The 20,346-nt window shown below is 73.8% G+C and carries 7 protein-coding genes; all 7 read left to right on the top strand.

Going from position 1 to position 20,346, the window contains the following annotated elements; all coding sequences use genetic code 11:
• The 7 genes from ABZ386_RS17290 to ABZ386_RS17260 all read left to right on the top strand — a co-directional run bounded on the left by ABZ386_RS17290 (position 1) and on the right by ABZ386_RS17260 (position 20,337).
• Positions 1-1,512: a HAMP domain-containing sensor histidine kinase gene (locus ABZ386_RS17290; RefSeq protein WP_351339223.1), complete on the top strand. Its 1,512-nt coding sequence runs from the start codon at positions 1-3 to the stop codon at positions 1,510-1,512.
• The gene (locus ABZ386_RS17285) at positions 1,506-2,150 is read left to right on the top strand and encodes a helix-turn-helix transcriptional regulator (protein WP_351339226.1); all 645 of its coding nucleotides are present in this window, start codon (positions 1,506-1,508) and stop codon (positions 2,148-2,150) included. The genes ABZ386_RS17290 and ABZ386_RS17285 overlap by 7 nt, the downstream gene beginning before the upstream one ends.
• 243 nt (positions 2,151-2,393) lie before the next feature.
• A complete protein-coding gene (locus ABZ386_RS17280) occupies positions 2,394-2,744 on the top strand; it encodes a GYD domain-containing protein (RefSeq protein ID WP_232840768.1) in 351 nt (116 codons plus the stop codon).
• Between the two features lie 112 nt (positions 2,745-2,856).
• Positions 2,857-8,154 carry a beta-ketoacyl synthase N-terminal-like domain-containing protein gene (locus ABZ386_RS17275; protein WP_358965008.1) on the top strand — a complete coding sequence of 1,766 codons (5,298 nt, stop codon included), beginning with the start codon at positions 2,857-2,859 and terminating at the stop codon, positions 8,152-8,154.
• Positions 8,151-11,600: a MupA/Atu3671 family FMN-dependent luciferase-like monooxygenase gene (locus ABZ386_RS17270; protein ID WP_358965007.1), complete on the top strand. Its 3,450-nt coding sequence runs from the start codon at positions 8,151-8,153 to the stop codon at positions 11,598-11,600. Before ABZ386_RS17275 ends, ABZ386_RS17270 begins: the two co-directional genes overlap by 4 nt.
• Positions 11,597-15,028, top strand: coding sequence for an amino acid adenylation domain-containing protein (locus ABZ386_RS17265; protein ID WP_358965006.1), 3,432 nt, complete (start codon positions 11,597-11,599; stop codon positions 15,026-15,028). The genes ABZ386_RS17270 and ABZ386_RS17265 overlap by 4 nt, the downstream gene beginning before the upstream one ends.
• Positions 15,025-20,337: a MupA/Atu3671 family FMN-dependent luciferase-like monooxygenase gene (locus ABZ386_RS17260; protein WP_358965005.1), complete on the top strand. Its 5,313-nt coding sequence runs from the start codon at positions 15,025-15,027 to the stop codon at positions 20,335-20,337. Before ABZ386_RS17265 ends, ABZ386_RS17260 begins: the two co-directional genes overlap by 4 nt.
• Positions 20,338-20,346 lie beyond the last annotated feature (9 nt).

Raw genomic sequence — 20,346 nt, 5'->3', positions numbered from 1 at the left:
ATGTACGGAGCGGTCCAGGCCCTGGTGGTCGGTTGCGTCCTCATCGGTGTCCTGGTACCGCTCGGTTCGCTGCTCGGCGAGAACATGGTGGACGGCGCGGTGCAGGACCTGCACCGGACGGCCCGGGAGGCGGCTCCCCGGCTGGACCGGGCCCTGGCGCGGGAGTCCCCGGGGGAGGCCGACGAGGCGCGTCTGCTGGCCGAACTGGACCGCGTGCATGGTGCCGGTGCCGTCGTGCGGAGGGCGGACGGCACGGTGGTGACGTCGCCGCGATCTCCTGCCGGCCTGGTGGCGGAGGCGAAGCGCCTCTCCCCGCAGGGCGGCACCCGCACCGTGACGCTGCCGCGCGGGATGCCGCCCGGCGGCCATGAGCGGATCGCCGTGGCGAGCGCTCTGGGACCGGCCGGAAACTCCGGAACGCTCCTGGTGGAGAAGTCCGCCGTCGGGTTGCGTGGTGACATCCTGATGGCCTGGTTCGCGCTGGCGGCGGTGGTGCCGGTCGGCACCGCGCTGTGCCTGCTGCCGGTGGTGGTGCTGCGCCGCCGGGCGGAGTCCTCCCTGGAGCGGCTGCGGGACACCACACGGTCGCTGTCCGAGGGTGCGTTCCATGTCCGGGCCGACACCGATGCCGCCGATCTGCCCGCCGTTCGCGCACTGGCCCGGGACATCAACCAGTTGGGGTCCGTGATCCAGTCCGCCATCGAGGAGCAGAGACACTTCCTGGCGGACGTGGCCCACCAGCTTCGCAACCCGATGATCGCGCTGCGCCTGCGGGTGGAGAACCTGCGCCCCCATGTCGCGGACGAGGAAGAGGTGCGCATCAGCCGTGCGCTGGCCGATGTGGACCGGCTGGACCGCACGCTGACGGATCTCCTGGAGCACGCCCGGTCGGTGCCCGACGTGCCGGGCGTCCAGATCGAGAACGTGTGCGGTGTCGCCGAGAACTGCGTGTGGGGGTGGGCACCGGTCGCGGAGGCGCGCAGCGTCCGGCTGAAGCTGAGCATGCCGAGCCGGGCCTGGGCGATGACCAGGATCGGTGCGGTGGAGCAGACCCTCAACGTGCTGCTGGCCAACGCCTTGAAATACGCGCCCGAGGACAGCGTGGTGGAGGTCCGCGTCGAGCGGGTGGACGGCGGCCTGCACATCGCGGTGCGGGACCAGGGCCCAGGACTGTCCGACGTGGAACGGAAGTTGGCGCTGAAACGCGGCTGGAGCCGGGACGCGTCCGGCGGCAGCGGTATCGGCCTCTCCATCGCCACCAAGCTCATCGAGTCCTCCGGGGGGCGGCTCCGGCTGAGGTCCTTGTCGCAGGGGGGCCTGGAGGCAGTGGTGTGCCTGGTCAGCGCGCTGCCGATGGAGGACGGGCCGCGCGGGGCGGAGGGGGCCGACGACGGCGCCGCCCGCACGCCCCCGGCCCAGGAGCCGCCCGGCCCGGCGTGCCCCGGACCCGATTCGCCTGTCGTGTGCCCGCCGGACGCGACGTCCCTCGAGGAGGACCGGAAGTCATGCTGAGCCCGCTGTCCGCGCCGCGCCTGCGTACCGCTGAGGAACTCCAGTCCGCGGCCCGGGAGGTCGTCGGGGAGAGTACGGGCGAGGTCTTCTGCTACTGGAACTACGCCTCGGTGGAGGAGCCGCTGCTGGCGGCGGTGCACCGCAGTGGCCTCCACTTGCGGGAGCGGGCGGGGGAGGTGCGCACCGTGCTGCCCCGCACGGTGCTGCTCACTCCGGAGATCGCCGACTTCGTGGACTGGCACCGCGCGTGCGGGTTCCAGGTGGGGACGAGCGCCGGACTGCCGCCGGGAGCCATGCTGTTGACCGACGCGGGGGCGCTGGTCACCACGGCGTTCGACGAGGGGTGCGACTACGCCTGGATCCGGGACGGGCGCGTGCTGGAGGCGTTCCGCGCGCTGGCAAGCATGCTGTGGGGACGGGCCGACGCCGTCGCCGACGCGGGTGACGAGTCCCTGGGCGCGACGGACCGCAAGGTGCTCCTGATGCTCACCCAGGGTGCGACCGACCGGGTCATCGCACGGGAGTTGGACCTCTCGGACCGCACCGTGCGGCGCATCGTCGCCAGCCTGCTGGAGCGCCTGGGGGCACGCAGCCGGTTCGAGGCGGGGATGCTGGCCGCCGCGCGGGGCTGGGTGTGAGGGGCTGCTGCGCGGAGCGCCGGCGTACGTCCTGACCGCGTCGCGACAGCCGATGTCGTCTTGCTGACACGGCGCTTGTCCCCTCGAACCGTGCCTCGGCAGCATGGCATTTCAAAATGCCGGGCCGTGGCAACGGGGGTTCCACTGACTGTCGAGCGCCCATGTCCGGCCCCGTGACGAGTGATTCCGGTTGTTTCGCCACTCTGTCCGACCCACTCCGGGAGGGGCTTTTCCGTGCAGTACATGATTCTCGCGCGCTATTCGCAGGACGTGGTGGAAGGCGTGCTCAAGGATCCGCAGGCGATTATCGCCAGGGACGAGCACGCTTTTAAGTTCTACGGCTCGCTCGGCGGCAAGGTCGTCAACTACTGGTTCACCCGCGATGTCGAATACCACTTCGCCGTGGTCGTCGACTTCCCGGACGCGGAGGCCGCGCACGCCGCCGTGCTGACCGGCTACTCCACCGGTGCCTTCACCGAGGGCAAGCTCATCCCCCTGGCCTCGGCCGACGAGATGGTCGGCGCGCTCAAGCGTGCCGCGCCCGCCGTCGACCTGTTCTACCCGCCGACGGAGCCGCGGGACGCCTCGGCCTGACCCCAGGGGCCTGTCTCGGGCAGGTGGGGCACGCCCCACCTGCTCGCCCTCCGTTCCAGCACGCACTGCTCCTGAAACGCACCGCGCGGAGCCCGCCATCAGAGAGGTAGACGTGAGCGGTATTCGTCGAACAACGCCGCCGGGCGTCCAGGCCCGGGATCTCGTGGAACTGCTCCGGCAGCGGGGCGAAGAAAACGGCCGACGCGCCGCATTCACCTTTCTCGCCGACGGTGTGAAGGTCTCGGAGCGACTGAGCTACGCGGATCTCGACCGGCGGGCGCGTGCCATCGCGTCGCAATTGCTGACCCTGGGCGAGCCGGGCGACCGCGTGTTGATGCTGTATCCGTCGGGCCCGGAATTCGCCACCGCGTTCTACGGCTGCTTCTACGCGGGGATGACGGCCGTTCCCGCCTATCCGCCGCGCTCCGACAAACACGCGGCGCGGCTCAACGCCGTCGCCCAGGACTGCGGGGCCTCGATCATCGCGGCCCCGGGCCGGCTCTGCGACACGCTGGCGGACAAGTACGACCCCGACGCGCGCTGGGCGCCGACCGACCGTGTGCCGCTCGAGGCCGCCGACGACTGGCGTCACCCGGACATCACCCCGGACGACCTGGCCTTCCTCCAGTACACCTCCGGTTCGACGGGCAACCCGAAGGGGGTGATGCTCAGTCACGCCAACCTCCTGCACAACCTGGAGCTCATGGCCCGCGCCATGGGACACAGCGAGAACCCCGTCTATGTCTCCTGGCTGCCGCTCTTCCACGACATGGGGCTCATCGGCCACCTGCTCCAGGCCCTCTACTGGGGCAGCGAGCTGGTCTACATGCCGCCCGAGGCCTTCCTGCAGGAGCCGGTCCGCTGGCTGCGCGCCCTCAGTGACCACCGGGGCACCTTCAGCGCCGCGCCGAACTTCGCCTTCGAGTTGTGCGTCCGCCGCACCCGCCCCGAGGACCGCGCCGGACTGGACCTGAGCCACTGGCGGCTGGCCCTCAACGCGGCCGAGCCGGTACGCGCCGACACCCTCGCCCGCTTCGAGGCGATGTACGCCGAGCACGGCTTCCGCCCCGAGTCCTGGCACCCGGCGTACGGACTCGCCGAGAACTCCGTGTACGTCTCCAGCGGCCTCCCGGACAGCGGCGCCGTCATCGTCCATGTGGACGGGGCGGAGCTGGAGCACGACCGGGTCGTGGAGGTCGCGCCGGGCACCGCGGGCTCCCGCGCGCTGGTCGGCGCCGGACACGCCCGCCACGGACAACGGACCGCGATCGTCGACCCCGCCACCCGGCGTGCCCTCGACGCCCACCGGGTCGGCGAGATCTGGATCAGCGGCCCCAGCGCGGGACAGGGGTACTGGGGCCGGACGGAGGAGACCGCCGCCACCTTCGGCAACCGCCTCGCCGACGAAGAGGAGTCGACCTGGGTCGCCACCGGTGACAAGGGATTCCTGACGCCGGACGGGGAACTCGTCATCACCGGCCGCATCAAGGACATGATCATCGTCCGGGGGCGCAACCTCTACCCCCAGGACATCGAGCGCACCGTCGAGACCGTCGACCGATCCTTCCGGCCCGGCTGCACCGCCGCCTTCTCCGTGGAATCCGAGAGCGGCGAGGAGCGCGTCGTCGTCGTCCAGGAGGTACGGGGCGAGGACGCGGACGCCGAGCGGATCGGCCCCGCCGTGGCCGCGGCCGTCGTCGCGGAGCACGATGTGCCGCTGCACGCGCTGGTGCTGCTGCGCACCCGCGCCATCCCCAAGACCTCCAGCGGCAAGCTCGCCCGCCGTGCCGCCCGCAAGGGCTATCTCGAAGGAACCCTGGACGCGCTGGCCACCTGGACCGCACCGGGGACGGCGCCGCGCCCCGGCACCGAGGGCGACGGGCCGGGTGCCGACGGGGACCAGGACCAGAACGCGTTGGTACGCCGGATCCTCGACGCCATCGCCGAGCACACCGGCTTGGCGGTGGACGAGCTGGACCCGACCGCCAACTTCCACACCTACGGGGTCGATTCGGCCTCCGCCGTGGCGATCTCCGGCGCGCTCCAGCGGGAGCTGGGCCGCCGCGTGCCCGCCGCCCTCCTCTACCAGCACCCGACGGCGGAGGCCGCCGCCCGCCACCTCGCCGCACGGAGCACCGGGCACGAGGCGGACGCGCAGACCGCCCCGCGGACCGGCACGCCCGCCGCGCCGGACGCCGCCGAGCCGATCGCCGTCGTCGGCATGGCCTGCCGCTTCCCCGGCGCCGAGAACACCGACGAGTTCTGGACGCTGCTGCACGGCGGCGGCGACGCCATCACCCCGGTGCCCGCCGACCGATGGGACGCGGAGAGCCTCTACGACCCGGAGCTCAAGCGGGACGGCACCGCCAGCACCCGCTGGGGCGGCTTCCTCGGGGACGTCGCGGGATTCGAGCCCGAGTTCTTCGGCATCTCGCCCGCCGAGGCGGTGGCCATCGACCCCCAGCAGCGGCTCCTCATGGAGGTCGTCTGGGAGGCCCTGGAGAACGCGGCGATCGTCCCGGCCGACCTCGCCGGCAGCGACACCGGAGTCTTCGTCGGCATCAGCAACAACGACTACAGCCGGCTCACCGCCGGAGCGAAGGGCGCCCTGGGCGCGTACTACGGCACGGGCAACGCCCTCAGCGTCGCCGCGAACCGGCTGTCGTACCTCCTGGACCTGCGCGGTCCGAGCCTTGCCCTGGACGCCGCGTGTTCCTCCTCGCTCGTCGCCGTGCACCAGGCGTGCGAGGCCCTGCGCCGCGGTGAGTCCTCGCTGGCGGTGGCCGCCGGGGTCAATCTGCTCCTCGCCCCCGACCTCACCGCGGTCTTCTCCCGCGCCCAGATGATGGCGTCCGACGGCCGCTGCAAGGCGTTCGACGAGCGCGCCGACGGCTACGTGCGCTCCGAGGGCTGCGGGGCCGTCATCCTCAAGCCGCTCTCGCTGGCGCTGGCCGACGGCGACCGCGTCCTCGCCGTCGTACGGGGCTCGGCCGTCAACCAGGACGGCCGCTCCAACGGCCTGACCGCCCCGCACGGCCGCGCCCAGACGGAAGTCCTGCGCACCGCCTGGAGCGCCGCCGGCATCGCTCCGCGCGAGCTGGGCTACATCGAGGCCCACGGCACGGGCACCGCACTCGGCGACCCCATCGAGTACGAGGCCCTGACCGAGGCGCTCTCGACGGAGCCGGCCGCCGAGGGCGACGCCGCCGGGCCCTGCTACCTCGGATCGGTGAAGACCAACATCGGCCACCTGGAGTCCGCGGCCGGTATCGCCGGTTTCATCAAGGTCGTCCTGGCCCTTCAGCACGGCACCGTGCCGCCGCACCTCCACCTCACCCGGCTCAACCCCCACATCGATGCGGCCGGTTCGCCGCTGGAGATCCCCACCGCTCCGCTGCCCTGGCCCGAGGACCGGCGTACCGCCGGGGTGAGCGCCTTCGGCTTCGGCGGGACCAACGCGCATGTGGTGCTCTCGGCGGCGCCGACACCGGCCGCCGCCCCCGCTGCCGAGGAGGCACGGCGGCCCGAGGCGCTGCTGCTCTCCGCGCGGACCCCCGAGGCCTTGCGTGACCTGGCGGCCCGCTACGCCGACCGGCTCGCCCGGACCGGCAGCGGCCCCGGGGAGCTGGCTGACATCGCCTGGACCTCCTCCCAGGGCAGGACCGCTCTCCCGGAGCGGCTCGCCGTCACCGCGGACTCCGCCGACGAGGCCCGTGCCGCCCTGGAGCGCTTCGCCGCCGAGGGCCGGCCCCCGGCCGCGGCCGCCCGTGGCCGCGCCCCGCGCAAGGCCCCCGTCCTGACCTTCCTCTTCACCGGCCAGGGCTCCCACCGGGTGGGCATGGGCACCGAACTGCACCGTGACTGGCCGGTGTTCCGGGAGGCGTTCGACCGGTGCGCGGCGCTGCTGAAGGAACGCTTCGGCTTCGACCTGCACCACGTCGTGCGGGACGAGGAGGCACTGGCGCGCACCGAGTACGCCCAGCCCGCGATCTTCGCGACGGAGTACGCCCTGGCCCGGCTCTGGCGCTCGCTCGGTGTCGAGCCGGACTACCTGGCCGGGCACAGCGTCGGCGAGTTCGTCGCGGCCACCCTCGCCGGGGTGTTCGCGGTGGAGGACGCGCTGACCCTGCTCGGCACCCGCGCCCGGCTGATGCAGGGCCTCCCGCCGGGCGGCGTGATGTACGCCGTGCGGGTGAGCGAGGAGCGCGCGCTCGCGGCCCTCGCCCCGTACGCCGACGAGGTGGCGCTGGCCGCCGTGAACGGACCGGGCGAGGTCGTGCTCTCCGGCGCCGCCCCCGCGGTCGCCAAGGCCGTGGACGAGCTGGCGCAGACGGGCGTCGTCGCGCAGCAGATCCGAACGTCGCACGCCTTCCACTCGCCGCTCATGGACCCCGTGCTGGAGGAGTTCCGTGCCGCGGCGGAAGGGGTGCGGATGCGCGCTCCCCAGCACCCGGTGGTCTCCTCGCTGACCGGCCAGCTGATCGGACGCCGCATGGCGACCCCGGACTACTGGGTGGAGCAGCTGCGCGGCACCGTCCGGTACGCGGACACGATCGCCACCCTGAGCCAGGAGGGGTGCACGGCGGGCATCGAGGTCGGGCCGGACGCGGTGCTCGCTCCGCTGGCCCGGCGCGCGACGCGGCGCGAGTCGGCGAAGAGGCAGGGACAGCCGGGTTCGGTGTGGCTGGCCTCGCTGCGCTCCGGGAGGCCCGAACAGCGCGCGCTGCTGGACGCGCTGGGCGCCGCCTGGGCGGCAGGCGTGGCCGTGGACTGGGCGCGGGTGCACTCGGGGCGGCCGACCGCGCTGCCCGGCTACCCCTTCCAGCGCCGCAGGTTCTGGCTGCCCGACACTCTGGAGGCAGCGCCCGCCGACGGCGCCGCCCTCGCCGGGGAGTCCGGCCGTCACCCTCTGCTGGGGCGGCGCATGGAGGGTGTGGCGGCCGATCCCGGCCGGCATGCGTGGCAGCGGTCGCTCGCCCGCGACCAGGTCGCGGTCCTGGACGACCATGTCATCCAGGGCCGGGTCGTCGCGCCGGGCACCAGCTACATCGACATGGCGCTCGCCGCCGCCCGCGAGCTGGCGCCGGGCGTGCCGTACCGGCTCCAGGACGTCGCTTACCACAGCGTGCTGAGCATCCCGCCGGACGGCGCGCGGATCGTCCAGGTCGGACTGCGGGACGGCTCCGACGGAGCACTGGCCTTCACCGTGCACAGCAAGGCCGAGGGCGACACCGCCACGAAGTGGACCCAGCACGCCTCGGCCCGCCTGGTGCCCGTCCGGCACGCGGGGAACGGGCAGCACGGGCAGCACGGGGAGAGCGCGGCGAACGGGGAGAGCGCGAAGAGCGCGGACAACGCGGAGAACGCGGACAACGCGAAGAGCGCGGAGAACGGGGAGAGCGCGTCATGAAATTCAGCCTGATGTTCTTCGCCAGTGACGAGAACGCGCTGGCTGAAGACGCCCGGTACGACATGCTGCTGGAGAGCGCCAGGTTCGGTGACGCGCACGGCTTCGAGAACGTCTGGGTCCCCGAGCGGCACTTCACCCCGCTCGGCTCGCTCTACCCGAACCCGGCCCTGCTGCACGCCGCCCTGGCGCGCGAGACCAGCCGGATCGGGCTGCGCGCGGGCAGCGTGGTGCTGCCCCTGCACAGCCCGCTGCGGGTGGCCGAGGAGTGGGCCGTCGTGGACAACCTGTCCGGCGGCCGGGCCGGGATCTCCCTCGCCTCCGGCTGGAACCCGAACGACTTCGCCTACTTCCCCGAGCGGTACGCCGAGCGCGCCCGCCACCTCGAGGAGGGCATGGAGCAGCTGCGCGCGCTGTGGCGGGGCGAGGCGGTCAGCGCGACCAGCGGCACCGGCGAACCCGTCAGCCTGCGCACCTACCCGCGTCCCGTCCAGCGGGAGCTGCCGCTGTGGCTGACGGCGGCCAGCTCGCCCGCGAGCTTCGCCCGGGCCGGGCGGACCGGGGCGAATCTCCTCACCCACCTGCTCGACCAGGGCGTGGACGCGCTCGCCGAGAACGTCGAGGTCTACCGCAAGGCCCGGGCCGACGCGGGTTTCGACCCCGCCTCGGGCCGGGTCACCGTCATGCTGCACAGCTTCGTGGGCGCCGACGCCGAGACCGCGACCGCGCTGGCCCGAGACCCCTACTGCGCCTATCTGAAGGGGAACATGGGCCTGCTCAAGGGGCTCGCGAGCAGCCGTGGCCGGGATTCCGCCACGGACATCGAGGCCCTGCCGGAGGCGGAGCTGACCCAGTTCGCAGGCTTCCTGTACGACCGGTTCGCCTCCTCCCGCTCGCTGATCGGCTCGCCCGAGTCCTGCCTGCCGCTGGTGCGCCGGCTGGCCCCGTTCGTGGACGAGGTCGCCTGCCTGCTGGACTTCGGCCCCACCACGGCGCAGGTGCTCGACGGGCTGCCCCACCTCGACCGGCTCCGCCGGCTCGCGGAGCAGGACCCGCAGGTTCGTGAGGCCGCGGTGGACCGGACGCTGCCGGCGCCCGCGAGCGCGGTGGCGCGCACTCCGGCCGCCTCCCCCTCGCCGCCCGCCTGGGAGGACGACCCGGAGGCGGTCAAGGCCCGGTGCGGTCACACCGTCGAGGTGCGGGAGTTCTTCGAGCACGTCGAGCGGGCGGGTGCCGCCTACGGCCCCCGGATGCGATGCCTGGAAGAGATGTGGGTCGGCGACGGCGAGGTCCTGGGCCGGCTGACTCTGCCCGCCCAGTGGGCCGAGGAGGGCTATGTCTTCCACCCGGCCCTCCTCGACAACGCCTTTCTGCTGCTCGGGGCGCTCGCACCCGGCGCCCTCAGCGGCAGCGGGGCGCTCACGCTCCCCGTCGGCGTCGGCACGCTGGAGCCGTACCGGCAGCCGGTGGGCGAGGTCTACTCCCATGTGGTGCGCACCCCGGCCGCCGAGACGGGCGACGAACTCCTCGCCGACGTACGGCTCTTCGACGCCGAGGGGACCGTCGCATACGCGCAGGGGCTGCGGATGCGCCTGGTGGACCCCGAGGACGGCGGCGGGGACCCCGGCCGCGACCTGTGCTACCGCACCGACTGGAGCGCGGTGTCCGCCGCGCCCGCGACGGACACCGAGTCCGGGCGCTGGCTGGTCCTCGCCGACAGGGCGGGCACCGGCGAGGCGCTCGCCAGGGCCCTGCGGGAAGCGGGCGACCACGTCGACGTCGTACCGGCCGACGCCGCCTGCGATGCCGCCCGCATCCGCCAGGCCCTCTACGGCGCCCTCGCGGACGGACCGCTCAAGGGCGTGGTGCTGGCCCGGCCGCTGGACGCGCCGGACCTCCCGGACGCCACCACCGACCAGGTCCGTGCCGCACAGCAGAGCGGCGCCGAGGCCGCGCTCGCCCTGGTGCGCGCCTGCCTCGACGTGGATGTCCCCACCCGCTGCGGGCGCCTGTGGCTGCTGACCCGGGGCGCCCAGCCGGCGGGAGGAACGGCCGTGACCGCCGCGGGTGTCCTCCAGGCCCCGGTCTGGGGACTGGGCCGGGTCCTGGCCGCCGAACACCCGGAGCTGTGGGGCGGCCTGATCGACCTGGACGCGCGGACGGCGCCCGACGAGGCGGCGACCGCCACGCTGCTGAGCGCCGTCCTCACCGGCGTGCGCCCCGACGAGGGAACCCCGGTCGACGACCAACTCGCCGTACGCGACGGCGGTTTGCTCGCAGCCCGCCTGGTCCGGGCCGAGGAGATGGCGGCCCCGGCCCCCGCCGCGCCGGACATCGACCCGGACGGCACCTATCTGCTCACCGGCGGCCTCGGGGACCTCGGACTGGCCCTGGCCGGGTGGCTGGCCGAGCGCGGGGCGCGCCACCTCGTCCTGGTCGGCAGGCGCGGCGTGAGCGACGACGCTCAGCGCGTGGCCGTGGACGGACTGACCGGCCGGGGTGTCCGCGTGCACATCGCGGCGGCGGACGTGGCGCGGGCCGACGACGTCGCGGCGCTCCGCGCGGAACTGGAGCGCGAGGGCCTGCCCCCGGTCGTGGGGGTGGCGCACCTGGCGGGCATCGCCCGCGGCGCCATGCTCGCGGGACTGGACGTCGAGCTGCTGCGCGAGGTGGCCGAGCCCAAGGTCGCCGGGGCGTGGAACCTGCACCGGGTGTTCGGGGACGCCTCGCTGTTCCTGCTCGTGTCGGCGCTGCCCGCGGTCTTCGGGCCGGTCGGCGTCGGTGCCGCCAACTACGCCGCCGCCAACGCCTTCCTGGACGCGCTCGCCCACCACCGGCGTGGCCTGGACACGGACGCCGTCGCGCTCGGCTACGGCCCCTGGAACGGGATCGGTCTCGCCGTGCGCGAGGGCGGCCTCGACCAGTTGTCCCGCCTCGGCGTGGGCAGCATGGCACCGGCTGAGGCCCTCGACGTCTTCGGCCGTGTGCTGGCGCGCCGGCCCGCCCAGGTCACGGTGGCCCGCCTCGACTGGCCCGAGGTCTTCACCGCCGTGCCCTCCGCCCGCGCCACCGGCCAGTTCGCCGCGTTCCTCGACGAGTTCGGCGGCACCGGCGGCTCCCCGCAACTGCTGGAGCGCTGCGCGCAGGCCGGACCGCAGGAGCAGCGGGAGATCGTCGGCGACTACCTCACCGAGCGGCTCGCCGCGGTGCTCCAGACCGGGGCGGGGGACATCGACCCGCAGGTGCCCGTCGTGGAGATGGGCCTGGACTCGCTGATGGCCCTCGAACTGCGCGTCCGCGTCAAGGCCGACCTGGGTGTCGTGGTGCCGATGGTGCGGCTGCTGGAAGGGCCCAGCGTGGAGCAGCTCACGGACCACGTGCTGGGCCTGCTCACCGAGGTGCTCGCAGCACTGGACGGCGACGAGGAACGAGAGGAGATCACGCTGTGAACGGGGACCTCGTCAGGACGGCGGACACCGCGGAAGGACCCGAGCGGCTCGCGGAGCTGCTCGGGGAACTGCGTCGCGCACGCGTCCGGTTACGCGTCGAGGGCGACCAGCTGCGGGTCTCCGCGGCCAAGGGGGCCCTCACCGCCGAGCTGCGGGAGGAGCTGAGGGCGCACAAGGAGGGGCTGCTCAGCCATCTGCGGGCCGAGGCCGCCGCGGAACAGCCGGTCCGGCCGCTGCCGCGCGACGGCCGGGCCTTCCCCCTGTCACCGGCGCAGGAAGCGCTGTGGCTGCTGGACCAGATGGAGGGCCACCAGCCCACGTACGTCCTCAGCGGCAAGGTCCGCCTGACGGGACCGGTGCGCGTCGAGCGCCTCACCGACTGCCTCAGCCACCTCGTCCGGCGCCACGAGTCGCTGCGCACGGCGTTCCGGGCCGGCGCCGACGGAGCGCCCGAGCAGACCCTGTGTCCGCCGGCCCCGCTGCCGCTGGTCCACGAGGACCTGAGCGGCCTCACCGACCAGGAGCGGGACGCCGCCCTGGCCCGCCTCGCCGAAGGGGTCGCCCGCGAGCCCTTCGACCTGGCGGGCGGCAACCTGCTGCGCGCCGTCCTCGCGACCACCGCGCCACAGCGGGCGTACCTCTTCCTGGCCGTGCACCACATCGCCGCCGACGCGGCCTCCCTCGGCGTCCTCTTCGACGAACTGTTCACGCTGTACGCGGCGGACACGAGCGCCCTTCCCCCGCTCTCCGTCCAGGCCGTCGACGCGACGGAGTGGCAGCGCGCCGCGCTCTCCCCGGTGACCGAGGCCGAACAACTGGCGTACTGGAAGGAGAGGCTCGACGGCGCGCCGCCGCTCCTGGAGCTGCCCACGGACCGCCCCAGGCCGGTCAGCCAGTCGTACCGCGGCGACACCGTGCCCTTCGTCCTGGACCCCGAGACGACGGCCCGGCTGCGCGAGATGGCCGCCGGGGCGCAGGTCACCCCGTATGTCGCGGTGCTCGCCCTGTGGGCGGTGCTGCTCGGCCGGCACGCGCGCACCGACGACGTGGTGATCGGCACTCCGGTCAGCAACCGGGAGCGCCCCGAGGTGGCCAACCTCGTCGGCTTCTTCGTCGGCACGCTGCCGCTGCGCATCGACCTGTCCGGCGATCCCGATGTCACCGAGCTGCTGCGGCGGGTCCAGCGCACCTTCCTGGAGGGCTTCGAGAACCGGCAGGTGCCCTTCCAGCGGATCGTCGCCGCACTGCGGCCCGACCGGTCGCCGAGCCACGCCCCGGTCTTCCAGAACATGCTCACGTACTACGAGACCCCGCTCGGCGACATCCGGGCCGGGGAGCTCACCGCCCGCCGCGAGGACGTGCACAACGGCACCGCCAAGTTCGACCTCACCCTCTTCGTGGAGGACCAGGGAGACCGACTCGCGTGCTCGCTCGAATACGCGACGGACCTCTTCGACCGGGACACCGCCGAGCGGCTGGCCGCGGCCTTCCGGCAACTCGCCGCGTCCGCCGCCGAGAACCCCGGCACCGAGGTGTCCCGGCTCGCCCTGCTCACCGCCGACCAGCGCGACCACCTGGTGCACGGCCGCAACGGCGCGCACCGCGAGGTGGATCTCGACCGGCCCGTGCACCGGTACCTCTCCGAGCGGGCGGCGCGGAGCCCGGACGCGACCGCCATCGAGCACGGCACCGAGTCGTGGACGTACGCCGGGCTGGAGGCGGAGAGCAACCGGCTCGCCCGGCTGCTGGCCGAGGAGGGCGTCGGCCGGTCCACTCTGGTCGGGCTGTACGCCCGCCGCTCCATCCGGCAGATCGTCGCCATGCTGGCGATCCTGAAGACGGGTGCGGCGTTCCTCCCCCTGGACCCGGACCACCCCGCCGACCGCACCGCGGGAACCCTCGACGACGCCCACTGCCCGCTGCTGCTGAGCGACGCGCCGCTGGACACGCCCGACGGCACCCGCCTGCTGCGGCTCGACGAGCTGGACTGGTCGGACCGCGACGGGGCCGAACTCGCCACCTTCACCGGGCGCGACGACCCGATCTACACCATCTACACCTCCGGCTCGACCGGCCGCCCCAAGGGCATCGTGATGCGGCACGGTGCCCTCGCCAACCTGCTGGCCTGGCAGACGGCGGCCTTCCCCTTCGCGGCCGACGACCGGACGCTCCAGTTCAGCCCCCTGCACTTCGACATCTGCATGATGGAGACCTTCGGGACGTGGGCGGCCGGCGGCACGGTCGTCCTGGTCGATGCCGAAACCCGCCGGGACGCGCTGCAGTTGCTGCCCTGGCTGGTGGAGCGAGGCATCACCCGGCTCTTCCTGCCGTACGTCGCGCTCCAGCAACTCGCCGAGGTGGCCGCCGTGCGCGAGCAGTGGCCGACCGCGCTGCGGGAGGTCTTCTCCGCCGGCGAGCAGCTCCACATCACGTCGGAACTGCGCACCTTCTTCACCCGCACGGAAGCCGTCCTGCACAACCAGTACGGTCCCTCCGAGGCCCATGTGATCACCTCGCACACCCTGACCGGCGCGCCCGACCAGTGGGAGCCGGTGCCTCCGGTGGGACGGCCCGTGGACAACGTGCGCGTCGTCCTCCTCGACCGGCACGGCGAGCCGGTACCGCAGGGCGTCGCCGCCGAGGTGTGCGTCTCCGGGCCGTGTCTGGCCCTCGGCTACCTGGGACAGGACGAACTGACGGCCGCGCACTTCGTACCGGACCCGCACCGGCCCGGGGAACGGATGTACCGCACCGGCGACCTGGCGCGCTATCGCGGTGACGGCGCGATCGAATACCTGGGCCGCATCGACCACCAGGTCAAGGTGCGCGGCTTCCGGGTGGAGCCCGGCGAGGTCGAGGCCGCCCTGCTGAGCCACCCCGGCGTCCGCGAGGCCGTGGTCGCGGCGCGTGGCCAGGGCGCCGAACAGGCCCTGGTCGCCTGGGTGGTGACCGCCGGGCAGGACCTGACGCCGCACGGGCTGCGGCGGCACTGCGCGGACCGGCTGCCCGAGTACATGGTGCCCACCCGGTACGTCACGCTCGACGCGCTGCCGCTGACCGTCGCGGGCAAGGTCGAGCGCAAGCGCCTGCCGGCGCCCGTGGCGGAGGGCACCGGTGGGGCGGAGCCGAGCACCCCGATGGAGAAGTCCGTCGCCGCCGTCTTCGCCGAGGTACTGGGCGTCGCCTCGGTCGGACGTGACGACGACTTCTTCCGGCTGGGCGGCCATTCACTCGCGGTGACCCGCGCCGCGCTGCGGCTCAGCGAGGAGCACGGCGTCGGCCTCACCGCCCAGGTCGTGTTCGCCCGGCCGACCGTGGCCGGAGTCGCGGAGAGCCTGGAGACCCTGCTGTGGGCGGCGGCCGGATCCGCGGCACGCAACCCGGACTCGCCCGGTACCACGGCGGAGAGGGAAGAGGGAGAGCTGTGACATCAGCGGTTGAACTCCTCGCGGAGCTGCGCTCCCGTGACATCCGCGTCTGGGAGGAGGAGGGACGGATCCGGTTCAGCGCCCCGCCCGGCGCTCTGGACGAGGAGCTGCGCGCCCGGCTGTCCGCCCGGCGTGACGCCCTGATCGGCCTGCTGCGGGAGGCGCGCGGCGACGGCTCGCGCACGCTTCCACCGGTCACGCCCCTGGACCGGGACGCCGGTCCGCTGCCGCTCTCCTTCGGGCAGCAGCGCATGTGGGTGATGGCCGAGATGCTGCCGGACAGCGGTGCAGCGGCGTACGTGCTCGCCGGCCGGGTCACCCTCGACGGTGAGCTCGACGACACCCGCGTCAGCGCGCTGCGCCGGGCCCTGACCGAACTGGTCCGGCGCCACGAGGCCCTGCGCACCGTCATCTCCGTCGCCCACGAGCAGCCGGTGGCCCGGGTGGTCGACGTGCCCGAGGTGGCGCTGCCCGAACGCGTCCTCGCCGAGGGCGAGTCGGTCGAGGAGCTAGCCGCCGCCGAGGCCCGGCGTCCGTTCGACCTCGGTGCGGCCCCGCTGCTGCGGGCCGTACTGCTGCGCGAGACCCCCGCGCGGGCCCATCTGCTGCTGTCGGTCCACCACATCAGCGCCGACGCCTGGTCGCTCGGCGTCCTCTACCGCGAGCTGTTCGCCCTGTACCGCGCCTGCCTCGACAGCGAGCAGGGCGCGACCGGCCACGGTGACGTCACGGGCGGGCTGCCCGAACTCCCCGTCCAGTACGCCGACTACGCCGCCTGGCAGCGCGCCCACCTCACCCCCCAGGCGCTGGGCGACGAGGCCGGGCACTGGAAGCGCCGCCTCGACGGGCTGCCCGAACTGCTGGAGCTGCCCGCCGACCGGCCCCGCCCCGCCGCGCAGTCCTACCGTGGCGCTGCCGTCCCCTTCCACCTGGACGCGGCTCTCCGCGACGCGGTGCAGGAGCTGGCGCGCGCCCACGGCTGCACCCCCTTCATGGTGCTGCTGGCCTCCTGGTCGGCGGTGCTGTCGCGGCTGAGCGGCGCGTCCGACCTGGCGGTCGGCACTCCGGTGGCCGGACGGCTGCGCCCCGAGGTGGAGCCGCTGATCGGCTTCTTCGTCAACACCCTGGTGCTGCGCGTCGACGCCGCCGGCGACCCCGCATTCGACGAGCTGCTGGCGCGGGTACGGACCACCGCGCTGGATGCCTTCGATCACCAGGAGCTGCCCTTCGAGCAGCTGGTGGAGGTCCTCCAGCCGCCGCGCACCCTCAGCCACAGCCCCCTGTTCCAGCACATGTTCATCCTCCAGAACGCCACCTCCGAGGCCCCGCGCCTGCCGGGTCTGGAGTGCCGTATGGAGGAAGTGCACACCGGCACCGCGAAGTTCGACACGACGCTCCTCGTCGAGGAGGCGCCCGACGGGCTGCGCGGCTCCCTGGAGTACGCCACCGACCTGTACGACGCCGACACCGCCCGCCGATTCCTGGGCATCTGGCAGACGCTGCTGCGCCACGCGGTGTCCGCCCCCGCCACCCGGCTCTCCGCCCTGCCGCTGCTGACCGAGGAGGAGCGCGGCGCCCTCGTCGAGGCGGGCCGTGGCCCCGCCGTCGAGTTCCCCGCCGTCCCCGTCCACACCCTGGTCGAACGGCAGGTCGCCGCCACTCCCGACCGGCCGGCGGTGGTCCAGGGCGACACCTGCCTCACCTACGCCGCCCTCGACGCGGAGGCGGACCGGCTCGCCCGGACACTGCGCGCCCGCGGTGCGGGCCGCGACACGGTGGTCGCGCTCTGCCTGCCGCGCACCCCCGCGCTGGTGACCGCGCTGCTGGCGGTGCTCAAGTCCGGCGCCGCCTACCTGCCGCTGGACCCCACGGCACCGCCCGAGCGCACCGCGTACATCCTGCGCGACGCGGGCGTCCGGCTGCTGCTGACCGACTCGGCGCTGCTGCCCGCCCTCGACTGCCCGGACGGCGTCGAGTCCCTCTGCCTGGACACGCTCGACGCCCTCGACGCCGCGCCCCGCCCCGACGACCCCGCAGCCCCTGAGGCGGGCCCCGACGACCTGGCGTACGTCATCTACACCTCGGGCTCCACCGGCAGGCCCAAGGGGGTCATGGTGGAGCACCGCAACGTGGTGAACTTCTGCGCCGCCATGACCGAGGAGTTCGGTGCCGACAGCGCCGGGACCTGGCTGGGCGTCACCACGGTCTCCTTCGACATCTCGGTCCTGGAGCTGGTGTGGACGCTGACGCACGGTTCCACCGTCGTCCTCCAGGCCGACCCCGGCCCGGCCGACGGGCGCGCCCCGGGCAGGACCGCCGACCTCAGCCTCTTCTACTTCGCCAGCGCCTCCGGCACCGAGGGCACCGCGAGCGGCGAGGCCTACCGGCTGCTGCTCGAAGGCGCCCGATTCGCCGACCGGCACGGCTTCGAGGCCGTCTGGACCCCCGAGCGGCACTTCCACGCCTTCGGCGGCATCTTCCCCAACCCGTCCGTCATCGGCGCGGCCCTGGCCACCGCCACCGAACGGATAGCGATCCGCGCGGGCAGCGTCGTGCTGCCGCTCCACGATCCGGTCCGGGTCGTGGAGGAGTGGTCGGTCGTGGACAACCTCTCGGGGGGCCGCGCCGGGATCTCCGTCGCCTCGGGCTGGCAGGCCGACGACTTCGTGCTCGCCCCCGGCAACTACGCGGAGCGCAAGCAGGTCATGCTGGACGGCATCGCCACCCTGCGCACCCTGTGGTCGGGCGGCCCCGTCGAGCGCCCCAACGGCCACGGCAGGACCACCGCCGTGCGGACCCTGCCGCGCCCGGTGCAGGACGAGCTGCCGCTGTGGGTCACCGCCGCGGGCAGCCCCGACACCTTCCGCGCGGCGGGGGAGTCGGGCTGCAACGTCCTCACCCATCTCCTCGGCCAGGACCTCGACCAGCTCGCGGAAAAGGTCGCCGTCTACCGCCGGGCCCGGCAGGAGGCAGGACACCGGGGACCGGGACGGGTCACGCTGATGGTGCACACCTTCCTCGGCGAGGACCCCGAGGCGGTGCGCGAGGCGGTGCGCGGGCCGTTCCGCGACTATCTGGCCTCGTCCCTGGGGCTGCTCGCCGGCCTCGCCCGTTCGATGGGGCTGGGCGACGACCTCTCCGCGCTGCCCGACGACGACCTGAACACCCTGCTCGACCACGCCTTCGACCGCTTCTACGGCACGGCCGCGCTCTTCGGCACCGTCGACCAGGCCGTGACCCTGCTCGACGCCATCGCCGACACCGGCGTCGACGAGGTGGCGGCGCTCATCGACTTCGGCATGGACGAGGATGCCGTCCTCGACTCCCTGCCGCTGCTGGCGCGGGCCCGCGAACTGCACGCCGCGCGCCCCGCCGAGGCCGAGCCCGCCCTCCCCGAGCTCATCCGGCGCCACCAGGTCACCCGGCTCCAGTGCACCCCCTCCCAGGCGGCGATGATCCTGGCGGAGCCCGGCGGGCCCGAAGCGCTGGCCGGGCTGAGCCTGCTGCTGCTGGGCGGCGAGGAACTGCCCGCCGCCCTCGCCGAGCGGCTGACCCGGCTGACCTCGGCCCGTATCCAGAACATGTACGGGCCGACGGAGACGACGATCTGGTCCAGCACCCATCGCGTGGACCCCGACGGGAAGGCGCTGATCGGCCGCCCCGTCGCCAACACCCGCATGTACGTACTGGACGCGCAGGGCACGCCGGTGCCGCCGGGGGCGCCCGGCGAACTCCACATCGCCGGCGACGGGGTGAGCCGCGGCTACCTCGGGCGCCCGGAGCTGACCGAGGAGCGCTTCCTGCCCGACCCTTTCGCCGCGGAGCCCGGCGCGCGCATGTACCGCACCGGCGACCTGGTGCGCCTGCGTCCGGAGGGCACCCTGGAGTTCATCGGCCGCACCGACCACCAGGTCAAGGTGCGCGGCTTCCGCATCGAACTCGGCGAGATCGAGGCGGCGCTGCTCTCCCACCCGGATGTCGCGCAGGCCGCGGCGACCACGCACGGCACCGGAGTGGCGCGCCGTATCGACGGTTACGCCGTGCCCCTGCCCGGCAGCCGGCTGACGGAGACGTCGCTCCGCGCCCACCTGGACACGCGGCTGCCCGGCTACATGATCCCGGCCTCCCTCCAACTGCTCGACGAGCTGCCTTACACCCCCAACGGCAAGATCGACCGCCGCGCTCTGCCCGAGCCCACCGCGTCCGGCACCGACCGGGCCGGCCGGCTCGCCCCCCGGGGGCTCACCGAGATGCGGCTGGCGCTGCTGTGGCAGGAGATCCTCGGGGAGCGCTCGGTCGGCGTGCGCGACAACTTCTTCCACCTGGGCGGCAACTCCGTGCTCGCCGTGGTGCTGCTGGCCGAGGTGGAGCGGCAGTTCGGGCGGCGGCTGCCGCTGTCCGTGCTCTTCCAGGGGCCCACCGTCGCCCAGATGGCCGTGGCCCTCCACAGCGGTACCGCCGACACCGACCGGCAGTCGCTGGTCCGACTGCGCCCCGGCGGTGAGGTGCCGCTGTTCCTCCTGCCGGGCGCGGGCGGCAACCTCGTGTACTTCAGCGACCTCGCCGCCCACCTCCCCGAACAGCTCATGCTGTACGGCCTCCAGCCGCTCTTCACCGAGGACACGACCTCGCAGACGCTGGTCGAGGAACTCGCCGAGCAGTACCTTCCCCTGGTGCTCTCCGCCGCGCCCCAGGGCCCGTACCACCTGGTCGGGCACTCCTTCGGCGGGCACATCGCCCTGGAGCTCGCCACCCGGCTGCGCGCGGCCGGTCACGAGGTCCGGCTGCTCGGGATGCTGGACACCGCCGCGCCACTGCCCGAGCGGCGGCACGCGACGGCGCACTGGGGCCACGTCGACTGGCTGGTGGCCCTGGCCCGGGTCTTCGAGCGGATCTTCGGCTGCCGGCTCGACATCACGCACGAGCGGCTCCGGGAACTCGACGAGGCGTCCCAGCTGGCCGCGTTCCGCGACACCCTGCGCGAACAGAGCGTGCTGCCGCCCGAGTTCGACGACGACACCCGGCTGCGCGGCTTCGTCCGCGCCTACATCGCCGACCAGCACAGCCTGTACGTCCCCGACGTGCCGTACGAGGGAACCCTGACGTTCTTCCGGGCCGCCGAGCTGCACCCGGACAACGTCCCCCCGGACGAGCTGGCCTGGATCCTGGACGACGAAGCGCGCGGCTGGGGACGGTTCACCGCCGGCCCCGTCGAGGTGTGCGAGACGCCGGGCGACCACCTCTCCATGCTCACCGGCCCGAACGTGGGTCAGCTCGCCAAGCTGATCGGCGAGCACCTCGGGCTGTGAACCTCGCAC

Source organism: Streptomyces sp. NPDC006140 (genome assembly GCF_040628815.1).
GTDB lineage: Bacteria > Actinomycetota > Actinomycetes > Streptomycetales > Streptomycetaceae > Streptomyces.
This window is presented reverse-complemented; position numbering and strand designations above follow the sequence as displayed.